Raw genomic sequence first — 13,048 nt, 5'->3', positions numbered from 1 at the left:
GACACCCCTCGGGTGTCGACCACACAGCAGTACTGACGCATGGCTCTATTCAGCATCTTTCCGCGCCGCAAGACCTTCGATCACGGGATCTATCCCGTCGAGCACAAGGAACTGACGGCGGACAAGCCGATTCGACGCATGCCGTTTGCCCCGGAGCTGGTGATCCCGCTGGAGCAGCACAAAGGCAAGCCGGCCATCCCGACCGTGCGAGTTGGTCAGGAGGTGGTGCGTGGCGAGCCGATCGCCGAGGCCGATGGTCATGTCTCGGTGCCGATGCATGCCCCGGCCACCGGGGTGATCCGTGACATCGCGCTGGCCCCCACCGCCGCCGGCCCCAAGGCCCCGGCGATCTATCTCAAGGTCTATCAGGCCGCCAGCCAGCGGGTGCTGTTCGACAGCGCCCCCGATCTGGCGGCGATGTCGCGCGCCGAGCTCGTCGCCGCCGTGCAGCAGGCCGGTCTGGTCGGGCTCGGTGGTGCCGCCTTCCCCAGTCACGTCAAGCTCGTGCCCCCCGAGGGGCGCACCATCGAGACGGTGCTGGTCAACGGTTGCGAGTGCGAGCCCTATCTCACCTGCGACCATCGCATCATGCTCGAGCAGACCGCGGCGCTGGTGCGCGGCATCCAGCTGGTGCTGCGCGCCACCGGCGCCGAGCGTGCCGTCATCGGCGTCGAGGACAACAAGCTCGATGCCGTCGAGCACCTGCGCCGCGAGATCCCCGCGGACCTGCCGATCACCGCCGAGGCGGTGCAGAGCAAGTACCCGCAGGGCGCCGAGCGCATGCTCATCAAGAGCCTGACCGGGCGCGAGGTGCCGGTCGGCGGGCTGCCGGCCGATGTCGGCGTGGCCGTCTACAACGTCGGCACCCTGGCGCAGATGGGCGACCTGCTGCCCAAGGGGCAGGGGTTGATCGAGCGCGTGGTCACGGTCAGTGGCCCCGGCGTCGAGCGCCCCGGCAACTTCATGGTGCCGGTCGGCACCCCGCTGCGCTTCCTGCTCGAGCAGGTCGGGCTCAAGGAGAGCTTCGGCGAGGTGATCCTCGGCGGGCCGATGATGGGCATGGCGGTGGCCTCGCTCGATGTACCGGTGACCAAGGCCGTCTCCGGGGTGGTGGTGCTCGAACGCGAGGACCTCGACCTGGCCGAGCGCAAGGTCTACCCCTGCATCAAGTGCGGTGCCTGTGTCGAGGCCTGCCCGATCTCGCTCAACCCCTCGGTACTGGGTGAGCTGGCGCAGGTGCGCGACTATGCGACGATGGCCGAGCACTATCATCTCGACCAGTGCTTCGAGTGTGGCTGTTGCGCCTATGTGTGTCCGTCGAACATCCCGCTGACCCAGTATTTCCGCATCGCCAAGGCGATCAACCGAGAGGATGAGCAGTAAGCCCGCCGGTCGCCTCGGCGCCGCGCACGCGGCGCGGCGCCGAGGCGTCGATCGGGCGATCCTCGCGCCCCAGGACCTCCGTTGCCCCGACCCCGGTCGGCGGCGTGCGGACCTCAGGATATTCCGGCGCCCCGGCGCCGTTGCGGTTTCGAAAATCTATGGCTAAAGGCATCGAAATAAGAACATCGCCACACCTCAAGAAGGTGTTGACGGTTGATCAGATCATGCGCTCGGTGGTGCTCGCGCTGCTGCCGGTGAGCGCCTTCGCCGTTTATCAGTTCGGCCTCAGCGTGCTGCTGCTGCTCATCACCACCACGGTGGTCGCGGTGGCCACCGAGTGGCTGTTTGCGCGTCTCTCGGGGCAGGGCAACACCGTCTCCGACTGGTCGGCGGTGATCACCGGGCTGCTGCTCGGTCTCACCCTGCCGCCGGGCTTCCCGTTGTGGATGGCCGCGGTTGCCGCCTTCGTCGGCATCGCCCTCGGCAAGGCGCTGTTCGGCGGACTCGGCTACAACGTGATGAATCCGGCGCTGGTCGGGCGTGCCTTCGTGCAGGCCGCCTTCCCGGTGGCGATCACCACCTGGACCCCGGCCTTCGCCCCGGAGCGTTTCGCCGAGCTGATCCCCTCGACCCTGACCCTGCCGTTCATGCAGCCGGTGCCGATCGACGACTGGGTTGCCGGGCTCGGGCTCGACGCCTGGAGCGGGGCGACGCCGCTGGCGTTGCAGAAGTTCCAGCAGATCGAGCTGCCGCTCAGCGAGGTGTTCTCCGGCACCATCGCCGGTTCCGCGGGCGAGACCTCGGCGATCCTGATCCTGGTCTGCGGGCTGTGGCTGGCGTGGCGGCGGATGCTCGACTGGCGCATCCCGGCCTCGGTGATGGCCGGCGCCGTGCTCACCGCGCTGCCCTTCTGGCTGCTCGATCCCACGCTCTATCCCTCGCCCTGGTTCGTGCTCTGCTCGGGCGGGTTGATGCTCGGCGCCTGGTTCATGGCCAGCGACATGGTCGCCTCGCCGGTGACCGCGCGCGGGGCCATCATCTACGGCCTGTTCATCGGCGTGCTGACGGTGATCATCCGGCTCTTTGGCGGCCTCGTCGAAGGGGTGATGTACGCCATCCTGCTCGCCAATGCCCTCGGTCCGCTGATCTCGGGCTGGACCCAGCCGCGCGTCTACGGCGCCGGCTCGCGGCCCAAGGCATGAATCGCCGGCTCCAACCTCTATCGGGCATTGACTCATGACGATCGAACAACAGATCCAAACCCCGGCGCCGAGCACCCCGGCCTGGGCGATGCTGCGCACCCTCGGCGGCATCGCCATGCTTTCCGGGTTGCTGGTGGTGCTGGTCTATCAGTTCACCCTGCCGATCATCGCCGAGAACCAGCGGCGGATGACCGAGAAGGCGGTGTTCCACGTCCTCGACGGCGCGGTGGCCAAGCGCGACTTCGTGCTCACCGCCGAGGATGCGCTGGTGCCGGCGGGCGAGGGCGCCGAGGGTGTCCATCTCTATGCCGGCTACGATGATGACGGCGCGCTGGTGGGCGTGGCCTTCCCGGGTGCCGCGCGCGGCTACCAGGACGTCATCCAGTTCCTCTTCGGCTACGACCCCGCCTGCCAGTGCGTGATCGGCAGCAAGGTGCTGAAGTCGACCGAGACCCCGGGGCTCGGCGACAAGATCTCCACCGACGCCGAGTATCTGAAGAACTTCGAGGCGCTCGATGCGCGGCTCGACGCCACCGGGACGGCGCTCGCCAACCCCATCGTCCCGGTCAAGCACGGCACCAAGACCCAACCCTGGCAGGTCGATGCCATCTCCGGCGCGACCATCACCTCCAACGCCATGGCGCGCGCGGTCAACGACGCCGCCCAGCGGGTGGTGCCGGTGCTGCAGCGCGAGCTGGCGCTCCTCTCCGAACCGAACCGTAGCGAGGGCCGATGAATGGCTGAACTGCCCAACCAACAAGAGAGCCTGTCGCTCGACACCTTCGTGCGCGGGCTGTGGGAAGAGAACCCGGTGTTCGTGATGCTGCTGGGCATGTGCCCGGTGCTGGCGGTGACCAACACCACGGTCAACGCCATCGCCATGGGCCTGGCCACCACCTTCGTGCTGGTGTGCTCGAGCCTGCTGGTGTCGCTGCTGCGCAACTGGATCCCCAAGCAGGTGCGCATCGCCAGCTACATCGTCATCATCGCCACCTTCGTCACCATCGTCGACTACGCCATCCAGGCCATCAGCCTCGAGCTCTATGCCGCGCTCGGCGCCTTCATCCAGCTGATCGTGGCCAACTGCGTGATCCTCGGTCGCGCCGAGGCCTACGCCTCCAAGCAACGCCTGCACACCACCCTGATCAACAGTCTCGGCATGGGCGCGGGCTTCACCCTGGCGCTGCTCAGCCTCGGCACGGTGCGCGAGGTCCTCGGCAGCGGCACCATCCTCGGCATCCCGCTGTTCGGTGCCGACTTCCAGCCCTGGGTGGTGATGATCCTGCCCCCGGGGGGCTTCTTCGTCCTCGGTGCCTGGCTGTTGTTGTTCAACTGGCTGCGGTTGCGCAAGGAGCGCAGACTGCAGGCCGCCGCCGCGGAGAGCGCATATGCACGCTGAACCCCTGTCGCTGATCTTCCTCAACGCCGCGGTCGTCAACAACTTCGTACTGGCGCTGTTTCTCGGCATCTGTCCCTTCCTCGGCGTCTCGGCGAAGAAGGAGACGGCCTGGAACATGGGCCTGGCGACCATGTTCGTGATGCTGGTGAGCTCGGCCGCGGCCTATGGCATCAACTGGGTGCTCGGCGAGCTGCAGCTCGAGTTCCTGCGCCTGATCTGCTACATCGCGGTGATCGCCTCGGCGGTGCAGCTGGTGGAGATGTTCGTCAAGCGTTTCAGCCCGGCGCTGTTCCGCTCGCTCGGCATCTTCCTGCCGCTGATCACCACCAACTGCGCGATCCTCGGTCTGGCGCTGTTCCAGACCGCCAAGGAGTACGACTTCGTGCAGAGCCTGGTCTATGCCGTCGGCGCCGGCACCGGCTTCACCCTGGCGCTGATGCTGATGGCCGGGCTGCGCGAGAAGCTCGCCCTGGCGCGGGTGCCCCGGGTCAGCGAGGGCGCGGCGATGAGCCTGATGCTCGCCGGGCTGCTCTCGCTCGCCTTCATGGGTTTCGCCGGGTTGGGTGGCAGCCATGGCTAGGCTGTTGCTGGTCCCGGTGATCATCTTCGTCGTGCTCGCCGGCTGGGTCGGGGTCCAGCAGCTGTACGCACGCTTCGCGCGGCGTCATCCGCAGCTCGGCCCCTACCGCCCCGAGGGCGGTGGCTGCTCCTGTGGTAGCGGTCACTGCGAGGTCGAGGTGGCCGTGCCCGGTCCCGTGCACGGCGAGTGCAACGCCGATCGCCACTGATCGGCGTCCCTCTCGCGGCCCCCAGGGGCCGCAGGACAGCGTTTAAGGAGCTGACATGAGTGAATCACAGGCCGCTGGCGGCCCGCAGACCGAGGCCCTGATCAAGGCCTCGCGGCGCATCACCCCGGAGGACACCGAGGAGGTCCGCCACCTCACCCTCGAGGTGCTCGATCCGGCCTTCCAGTTCGTCGAGGGCCAGAGCATCGGGGTGCTGGTGCCGGGTCCGCATCCCTTCGGCAACGCCGTGCACCTGCGTCGCTACTCGATCGCCAACGCCCGCCCCATGCCGCTCGACGAGGGGGTGGTGATCGAGCTGCTGGTGCGTCGTTGCTTCTATCTCGACGAGGTCAGCGGCGAGCGTTATCCGGGCATCGCCTCGAACTATCTGTGCGATGCCCAGCCCGGCGACAAGATCACCATCACCGGCCCCTATGCGAGCGCCTTCCGCATGCCGCTCGACAACCGGGCCAACCTGTTGATGATCGGTACCGGCACCGGGATCGCGCCCTTCCGCGCCTTCGCTCAGCATATCTACGAGCGTCGCGGCGACTGGAACGGTCAGGTGCGCCTGTTCTACGGCGGTCGCACCGGTCTCGACCTGATGTATGCCAACGACGAGACCTCGGATCTCGCCAACTACTACGACGAGAAGACCTTCAAGGCCTTCCGCGCGCTCGGCACCCGGCCGCTGATGCGCTCCTCCGAGGCGCTGGCCCAGGGGCTCGAGGCCCATGCCGAGGAGACCCTGCGGCTGATGCGTGAGCCCAACACCCAGGTGTTCATCTCGGGTCTGCGCAAGACCGCCGAGGCGTTCAACCGGGTGATGGCCGAGCAGGCCGGCGGCGAGGAGGCGTGGGAGACGCTCAAGCAGTCGCTGATCGACGATCAGCGCTGGTCCGAGCTGTTCTACGACTGAGGCCTGTCGTGGTCGGGGCGGGAGGCCCCGATCGACGACAGGCTTGAACCCGACCGCCGCGCTTGTCAGGCTGGCGGTCGGATCCAGCCCCATGTCGTCACCCGGCCAGGAGGCCGACGCCATGTCCGTCGTACCCCCCGTTCCGTCCACGCCTCATCATCTGTGGTCAGTGACGCGCCGTCTCTCGGCGTTGCTGTTGCTGGCGGCGCTGATCCCCTTCCTGCTGCGCTTCCCCGCCATCGCCCCCTGGTTGGCGCTGGGGCTGGCGCTCTACCTGCTGGTGCTGTTGCGCGACCCCGATGCCTGGCTGGTGGTGGTGCCGGTGGCGCTGCCGCTGCTCCAGCTCGCGCCCTGGAGCGGCTGGCTGTTCGTCGACGCCTTCGACGCGCTGCTGCTCTGTACCCTCGCCGCCGGACTGTGGCACGGTGGTGGCGGGGGCAGGGTGCGCCCGAGCGCCGGCGCCCGGTTGCTCCTGCTGCTGCTGCTGGTGCTCGCCGCGATCGGCTGCTGGCGCGGGCTCGGTGGCGCCTGGCCGCAGCTCGATGCCAACGCGCTGGTCTCCTACTACAGCCCGCTCAACGCCCTGCGTCTGACCAAGGGGCTGGTCTGGGCGCTGCTGCTCTATCCGCTGTGGCTGGCCGCGCGCGGTCGCGATCCGGTACGCGCCGAGCGGCGCTTCATCGCCGGGGTGCTGATCGGACTGCTCGGGGTCGCGCTGGTGGTGGTGTGGGAGCGCGGGGTGCTGCACCAGCTGATCTTCTTCGAGGGTCCCTATGCGCTGCTCGGTACCCTGCTCGACTTCTCCACCGCCTATCGCGTCACCGCGCTCTTCGCCGACATGCACGTCGGTGGCGGCGCGATCGACGGCTATCTCAGCCTCGCCTGGCCGTTCGCGGTGCTCGCCCTGCTGATGGCGCGTTCGCGCTGGTGGGGGGGGCTGGCCGCCATCGTCCTGCTCGGCGCCTGTTACGCGATGGTGGTGACCTTCTCGCGCGGGGTCTATCTCGGGTTCCTGGCGGTGGTGGCGGCGGCCTTGCTGCTCGGCTACTGGCGCCAGCGTCGGGTGTTGTCGCGCGGGGCGGCGCTGCTCACCCTGGCGGCGCTGGCGGGCTCGGCGGCGATGGCGCTGTGGTCGTTCCGCTCCGGCGGCATGCTGGCGATGAGCTGCGCGCTGCTCGCCCTGGTGGTCGCGGCGCTGCCGGGCTGGCTCGCCGGTCTCGGGGTGTCCGTGCGCCGTCTCGCCTGGCTGAGTGGTGCGGTGGTGCTGGCGCTGGCCGGGCTGGCCGCTCACGGCGCGGCGACCAGCAAGTGGACCAGCCTGCCGCTGCCGCTGGCAATGGCGATCGTCGTCGCCGGCGTGGCGCTGCTGGCGGTGATCGGCTGGCGGCTCGAACGCGACTGGGGCGCGCGGCTGGCGCCGCGCCATCGCATCCTCGCGATGATGCTCTGGTGCGTGGTCCTCGGGGCCTTCATCCCGAGTCTCTTCGGCAGTCGCATGGAGGCGCGCTTCGCCGAGGCCGGGAGCGATCTGCAGGCGCGGCTGACGCACTGGCAGGAGGCGCTCGCGGTCGTGCCGGCGGACTGGCCGGACCGGTTGCTCGGGATCGGCGCCGGGCGTTTCCCCGAGCGCTATCTGTGGACGCGGCGCGATCCCCAGGCGTTCGGTACCCTGGGGATCGGCAGCGAGGCGGGCAATCGTTATCTGCGTCTCTCCGGGGCGCGCGGCATGCGGCTCGGACAACGGGTGCGGCTGCGGCCGAATACCGCCTATCGGCTGCGCCTGACGGTGCGTACCGAGGCCCCCGAACTCAAGCTGCAGCTGCGTTTGTGTCACCGTCAGATGATCGCGCCGAGCGAGTGGAACCCACGCTGTGTCACCTTCTCCCCGATGGTGACCGACACCGAGGGCGCCTGGCGAGCGCTGGAGTTCGTCTTCGACAGCGCCAACCTCGGCTCCTTCGAGCAGGCACTGCGCGCACCGCTGCTGCTGACCCTCGCCAATCGCCGCGAGTACCGCCTGCTCGAGCAGCCGCAGACCCTGGTCGACATCGACGACGTCTCGTTGCAACGGCTCGAAGGCGGACGCGAACTGGTGCGCAACGGCGACTTCGGTGCGGGGATCGACCATTGGCTGAGCTATTCCGACTTCGACCACCAGCGTTGGCACACCGATAACCTCTGGGTCCATCTGCTGGTCGAGCGCGGCCTGCTCGGTCTCGCCGTGCTGCTGCTGTTGTTGCTCGTCGCCAGCCGAGGTCTGCTCGCCGGGCGGGTCGTCTCGCCGGCCTTCGGGATCACGGTCTGGCTGGCCCTGCTCGGCTTCCTTGCGGTGGGGACCTTCGGCACCCTGCTCGATGCCCCGAGGGTGGCGCTGCTGTTCTATCTGCTGGCCTTGATGGGACTGCCGCTGCAGGTCGAGACACCGCCGTCACGTCGACGCAGCGTGGCTGTCGAGGGTTGATTCCGCTTGCCTCGGCGGGAGTCGAGCCTCTACCCTAGTTGGCCGAGTCCCACCGACTTGAGGAGTCGTGTTCGCTATGTCGATCGCCACGGAATATTTCGCCTTCCATCGGCAGTTGCAGGAACGCGGGGTGGTGTTCTCCTTCGCCGGTTATCTCTCCGAGGGGATCCTGTTCTCGCTGGGCGAGGCGCTCAAGCAGAAGATGAGTCTGGAGGATGCCGACTCGCGGGTGATCAAGCGGGTGTTCTCGATCTTCGTCGAGCAGGTGCAGAACATCATCCGCTACTCGGCCGAACGGGTCGAGGGCAACCTCGGCAAGCCGGTCGAACTCAGCTCGGGGATGGTCGTGGTCGGTCGCGAGCGCGACCGCTTCTTCGTCGTCTGCGGCAACATGGTGTGTCGTGACGAGGCCGCCGAGCTGCAACGCCGGCTCGAGCAACTCGCGTCGATGGACAAGGACTCGCTCAAGTCCTATTACCGCGAGCGGTTGCGCGCCCCGGTGGAGGACGATAGTCGGGGGGGCAACATCGGTCTGATCGAGATCGCGCGTCGTTCGACCGATCCGATCGAGTTCGGCTTCGTGGAAGTCACCGAGGATCGCTCCTTCTTCTGTCTTAAGGCCTATATCTGAGTGAAGGATGGAGACGTTGGAGACGCTGTATCGCGCACCGACCGAACGCTCGCCGCTGCTTGAGTTCGATTTCGCCAATCGCCGTCTGCGCATCGAGGGTGAGTCCTACCCCGAGGATGCTGCTGCTTTCTTCGGTCCGGTGATCCAGGCGCTCGACGCCTTTCTCGCCACGGACTCGACTCAGCCCCCCGCGCTGCTGGTCGAGCTGCGCATGTCCTACTTCAACAGCAGCAGCGCCAAGGCATTGATGAACATCTTCCAGCGCCTGGAGCGGGCCGCCGGCGCCGGGCGCGGGGTGCGCATCCGCTGGCACTACCATGTCGAGGACGACACCATGCAGGAATTCGGCGAGGACTTCAGCGAGGACTTCGAGCACGCCGTGTTCGAGCTCTGCGAATTCGATGATGACTGACCGGCACCGATCATGAGCGCCGATGAGCCCGAGGAAGAGTTCTCGCTCTATGCCCACGAGCAGGCGGTGATCCGTCAGGCCGAGGCGATGCTCGAGCGTCTCGACGAGGTCGCCGACGGGGTGCGCCAGCTCGCCCGCGCCTATCAGGACGGCTATCACGAGTCGCGTCGGCTGGTGCGCATCAGCGATCGCATGCAGCTCGACCTGCACGACGCCAACCGCACCCTGTCGCTGCAGGCGCGCGAGCTCAACACCCTCAACGCCACCCTGGTCAAGGAGATCGAGCGGCGCGAGCAGCTCGAGCAGGAGCTGCGCCGGATCGCCTCGGTCGACGAGCTGACCGGGCTGCACACCCGTCGTCACCTGCTCGAACTCGGCGAGCACGAGCTCAAGCGCATGGCCCGTCATCGGCGCGGTCTGTCGGTGCTGTTGCTCGACCTCGATCACTTCAAGCGGGTCAACGACGCCCACGGTCATGTCGCCGGCGACCGGGTGCTCGAGCACTTCGGCACCCTGTTTCGCAGCGCGCTGCGCGAGGATGACGTCCCCGGGCGTTTCGGCGGCGAGGAGTTCATGGCGGTGCTCCCGGAGATCCGCCTGGAGGCCGCCGCCGAGGTCGCCGAGCGGCTGCGCGTGCGGGTGGCCGAGGCCGAGACCCAGTGGAAGGGCGCGCGGCTGCGCGTGACCGTCAGTATCGGCGTCGCCGAGGTCGCCATCGACGAGTCGCTGGAACGGGCGATCGCGCGCGCCGATCGGGCGCTCTACGCGGCCAAGCGCAACGGTCGCAATCGCGTCGAGTTGGCCGAGGCCGAGTTGCCCGGTGCGACCGAGCAGGGCGTTCCAGACGCATGATCGCGCGGCTGGTCGCACTGCTGCTGATCCTGCTCCCGGGGGGCGCGCAGGCCGCCGGGGAGCGTTATGTGATCGGGGTCGAGAACATCGACTATCTGCCCTATCACGCCGCGCATACCGGACGCTTCGAGGGGTTCGCCCGCGAGCTGTTCGACGCCTTCGCCGCCGCCGCCGGGATCGAGTTCGACTACAAGCCGCTGCCGGTGCCGCGGATGGTCGTCAGCCTGCTGCGCGACGAGGTCGATTTCATCTATCCCGACGACCCCGACTGGCGCAGTGCGGCGCGCAACGGTGAGCGCTTCCACTTCAGCACTCCGGTGGTCTCCTACACCGACGCCACCCTGGTACGCCCGGACCAGTTGGGTGCGGGCCCCGAACGGGTGCAGCGCCTCGGGATCGTCGTCGGTTTCACCCCCTGTGCCTGGCAGTCGCGCCTGGAGGCCGGCACGCCGGTGCTGCGCGAGAATGCCGGCTTTGCCGCGCTGCTCAATCAGCTGCACAGCGGCCGGATCGATGCCGCCTATGCCAATGTCGCGGTCGCCGCCGAGCAGTCGCGCCGGCTGTTCGGTCGCGCCGATGCCCTGGCCTTCGATCCCGGGCTGCCGCTGGCACAGGGTGAGTACCGTCTCTCCACCCGGGCGCACACCGGGTTGCTGGCGCGCTTCGACCGCTGGTTGGCGACCGAGTCGGCGCGGGTCGAGGCGATCAGACGCGCCCATGGTGTCGGCACCGTCGCCCTGGAGGCCCATTGAACACGTCCCTGCAACAGGGCGCAGCCCCGCCCGAAATCCCGTTCTGGCGCGGGCTGACCTTCCGCCAGGCGGCCGTCACCCTGGCGGTGGTGTTGCTGCTGGGGATGCTGGTGGGGCTGCTCGAGCTCTTCCTCGACTGGCGCGGGATGCGCGCCGATGTCGAGCGTGACCTGCGCGAGACCCTGACCCTGGTCGAGGGCTCAGCCTCCGAGGCGCTCTATCAGCTCCATCCCGAACTCGGTCGCCAGCTCGTCGACGGGCTCTTCGCCCGCGCCTCGATGCGTCGCGCCGAGCTGCGCGACGACTTCGGTCGGGTGCTCGCCGAACGGGTGCGCGAACCGACGGCAAGCGCGCTGGCCGAGGACTGGTCGTGGCTGTTCGCCGATGTCACCCGGATGCGTCTGCCGCTCGACTACGGCTTTGCAGGGGCCGATGCGGAGCCGGTCGGGGTCCTCGAGGTCGAACTCTCGGCGGCGGTGTTGACCCAGCGCTTCCTCGCCCAGGCCGGTCGCGATGCGCTGCTCGGGCTGGCGCGCGCGCTGGTGATCTCGGCGCTGGTCGCGCTGCTCTTCTATCTGATGATCACCCGCCCGCTGGTGCGCCTGGCCGGGGCCATCGCGGCGGTCGACCCGGCGTGTCCGGGGGCGTGGACGCCGCCGCACCTGCCCCATCATCGCGGCGACGAGCTCGGGTTGCTGCGCGCGCGTCTCGGTGAGCTGTTCGCCGCCTCGCAGCGGGGGCTCGATCAGCGCGATCGGGCACAGGCCGAGCTGACCGCGCTCACCCAAGAGCTCGAGGCGCGGGTGCGGTTGCGTACCCGGGAGCTCGAGCAGCAGCGCGATGCCCTCGAGCAGGCCTTCGCCGAGCTCGACGCCGCCCACCAGGAGCTGGGCAAGGCCAATCGCATGGTGCTCGAGAGCATCCAGTACGCGCGGCGCATCCAGACGGCGATGTTGCCCGACAAGGGCGCGCTGGGCGACGGGGTGCGCGAGATCCAGGTGTGCTGGGAGCCGCTGCACCTGGTCGGCGGCGACTGGTTCTGGCTCGAGCGGCTCGACGACGAGCGTTATCTGATCCTGATCGCCGACTGTACCGGGCATGGTGTGCCGGGGGCCTTCATCACCCTGGTGCTGGCCTCGGCGATGGCCGATATCCTGCGCGATCATGCCAGCGCCGACCCGGCGACCATCCTGTGCGCGATCGACGCCGTGGTGCGTACGCGACTGCGTCAGGATCATCCAGAGGCCGAGTCGGACGACGGTCTGGAGGCGGCGGTGGCGATCTGGGAGCCGGCGCGCGCCGAGCTGAGCTTCGCCGGCGCGGGTATCCCGCTGCTGTGCATGGATCCTGCCGGACGGGTGGAGACGATCCGCGGCGCGCGCGCGCACCTCGGCTATCGCAGTCTGCCGAGCCCAGGCGAGATCCCGGTGCACCGCATCGCGGTGGCGCCGGGGGCGCGCTTCTATCTGCTCACCGACGGCATCTCCGATCACATGGGCGGGCAGCCGCGGCGGCTGCTCGGTCGCCGCCGTCTGGCGGGTTGGCTGGAGCACCACGCCGAACTCGGTCTGGCCGAGCAGCTCGCCGCCGTCGAGCAGCTGCTCGAGGACTATCGCGGCGACGAGCCGCGGCGCGATGACATGACCTTGATCGGCTTCCAGCCGCGCTGAGTCGGACGACCCGGTTCAGCGATCCGGTTCAGCGGATGATGTCGGTGATCCGCCACTCGCGCCCCTCGAGTTCGAGACGCACATGGGTCGGCGCCTTGCCGAGTTGGCCGATACGCACCAGGAAGCGGTCGTAGGACTCGAAGAAGGCGTAGTCGATGCCGGCGAGCAGATAGGGCGGGGTCTGCGAGGTGGCGCGCCCGACCGCCTCGCGCAGCGTCTGCCGCGCCCAGGGCAGGGTGATGGCCTGTTCGAGCGCGGCGTCGCCGAGTTCGCCGACGTTCTGGCGCAGCCAGTGCATCACCCCGCCGGCCTCGCCCGCCGGCAGCATGCCCTCGACGCCCGCGGCGATCCGCGCCTTGTAGTTGGCGCGGATCGCCGGCAGGTCGACCAGGGCCGCTAGCTCGGTGGTGTCCTCCTGGTTGATGGCGTCGTCGAGCTGGTAGACGGCATAGTAGGGCCACAGCCCGTAGCCGAGCAGGGCGAGCAGGATCAGATAGCCGAGAAAACGCATCGTCGCTCCTTCATCAGGTCAGGGCGGGGAATCGATGGGGCATTCTAACCGCAAGCATCGTCCCGATATAA

General features: G+C 68.5%; 14 protein-coding genes. 13 read left to right on the top strand and 1 reads right to left on the bottom strand.

What is annotated here, in order from left to right; translation table 11 throughout:
• The first annotated feature begins 39 nt into the window (after window positions 1-39).
• The 13 genes from rsxC to ACAM26_RS13295 all read left to right on the top strand — a co-directional run bounded on the left by rsxC (window position 40) and on the right by ACAM26_RS13295 (window position 12,466).
• Complete coding sequence (gene rsxC / locus ACAM26_RS13355) at window positions 40-1,383, top strand: electron transport complex subunit RsxC (RefSeq protein ID WP_123141688.1); 1,344 nt, start codon at window positions 40-42, stop codon at window positions 1,381-1,383.
• Window positions 1,384-1,541: 158 nt separating this feature from the next.
• A complete protein-coding gene (locus ACAM26_RS13350; protein WP_234526666.1) occupies window positions 1,542-2,585 on the top strand; it encodes an RnfABCDGE type electron transport complex subunit D in 1,044 nt (347 codons plus the stop codon).
• 34 nt (window positions 2,586-2,619) lie between these two features.
• Window positions 2,620-3,321, top strand: a complete 702-nt coding sequence (locus ACAM26_RS13345) for an FMN-binding protein (protein ID WP_123141408.1) — start codon at window positions 2,620-2,622, stop codon at window positions 3,319-3,321.
• Window positions 3,322-3,984 carry an electron transport complex subunit RsxE gene (gene rsxE / locus ACAM26_RS13340; protein WP_062272823.1) on the top strand — a complete coding sequence of 221 codons (663 nt, stop codon included), beginning with the start codon at window positions 3,322-3,324 and terminating at the stop codon, window positions 3,982-3,984.
• The gene (locus ACAM26_RS13335) at window positions 3,974-4,564 is read left to right on the top strand and encodes an electron transport complex protein RnfA (RefSeq protein WP_062272825.1); all 591 of its coding nucleotides are present in this window, start codon (window positions 3,974-3,976) and stop codon (window positions 4,562-4,564) included. The genes rsxE and ACAM26_RS13335 overlap by 11 nt, the downstream gene beginning before the upstream one ends.
• Entirely contained in the window at window positions 4,557-4,772 is a 216-nt protein-coding gene (locus tag ACAM26_RS13330; protein ID WP_123141407.1) for a hypothetical protein, read from the top strand. The genes ACAM26_RS13335 and ACAM26_RS13330 overlap by 8 nt, the downstream gene beginning before the upstream one ends.
• A 55-nt stretch (window positions 4,773-4,827) precedes the next feature.
• The gene (locus tag ACAM26_RS13325; protein WP_062272829.1) at window positions 4,828-5,688 is read left to right on the top strand and encodes an oxidoreductase; all 861 of its coding nucleotides are present in this window, start codon (window positions 4,828-4,830) and stop codon (window positions 5,686-5,688) included.
• A gap of 121 nt (window positions 5,689-5,809) precedes the next feature.
• Window positions 5,810-8,149, top strand: coding sequence for a hypothetical protein (locus ACAM26_RS13320; RefSeq protein ID WP_369613885.1), 2,340 nt, complete (start codon window positions 5,810-5,812; stop codon window positions 8,147-8,149).
• A 76-nt stretch (window positions 8,150-8,225) separates the two neighbouring features.
• The gene (locus ACAM26_RS13315) at window positions 8,226-8,780 is read left to right on the top strand and encodes a SiaB family protein kinase (RefSeq protein WP_123141405.1); all 555 of its coding nucleotides are present in this window, start codon (window positions 8,226-8,228) and stop codon (window positions 8,778-8,780) included.
• 7 nt (window positions 8,781-8,787) lie between these two features.
• Window positions 8,788-9,192 carry a DUF1987 domain-containing protein gene (locus ACAM26_RS13310; RefSeq protein WP_123141404.1) on the top strand — a complete coding sequence of 135 codons (405 nt, stop codon included), beginning with the start codon at window positions 8,788-8,790 and terminating at the stop codon, window positions 9,190-9,192.
• Window positions 9,193-9,204: 12 nt separating this feature from the next.
• The gene (locus ACAM26_RS13305) at window positions 9,205-10,044 is read left to right on the top strand and encodes a GGDEF domain-containing protein (RefSeq protein WP_123141403.1); all 840 of its coding nucleotides are present in this window, start codon (window positions 9,205-9,207) and stop codon (window positions 10,042-10,044) included.
• The gene (locus tag ACAM26_RS13300) at window positions 10,041-10,796 is read left to right on the top strand and encodes a transporter substrate-binding domain-containing protein (protein WP_369613884.1); all 756 of its coding nucleotides are present in this window, start codon (window positions 10,041-10,043) and stop codon (window positions 10,794-10,796) included. The genes ACAM26_RS13305 and ACAM26_RS13300 overlap by 4 nt, the downstream gene beginning before the upstream one ends.
• Window positions 10,793-12,466, top strand: a complete 1,674-nt coding sequence (locus tag ACAM26_RS13295; protein WP_223806101.1) for a SpoIIE family protein phosphatase — start codon at window positions 10,793-10,795, stop codon at window positions 12,464-12,466. Before ACAM26_RS13300 ends, ACAM26_RS13295 begins: the two co-directional genes overlap by 4 nt.
• 28 nt (window positions 12,467-12,494) lie before the next feature.
• Here the strand turns inward: ACAM26_RS13295 and ACAM26_RS13290 are convergent, their stop codons facing one another.
• Window positions 12,495-12,977, bottom strand: coding sequence for a DUF2939 domain-containing protein (locus ACAM26_RS13290; RefSeq protein ID WP_123142668.1), 483 nt, complete (start codon window positions 12,975-12,977; stop codon window positions 12,495-12,497).
• Window positions 12,978-13,048 lie beyond the last annotated feature (71 nt).

Source organism: Marichromatium sp. PS1 (assembly GCF_041155115.1).
Taxonomy (GTDB): Bacteria; Pseudomonadota; Gammaproteobacteria; order Chromatiales; family Chromatiaceae; genus Marichromatium; species Marichromatium gracile.
Note: the sequence above shows the minus strand (reverse complement) of the source record. Positions and strands in the feature narration are given on the sequence as shown.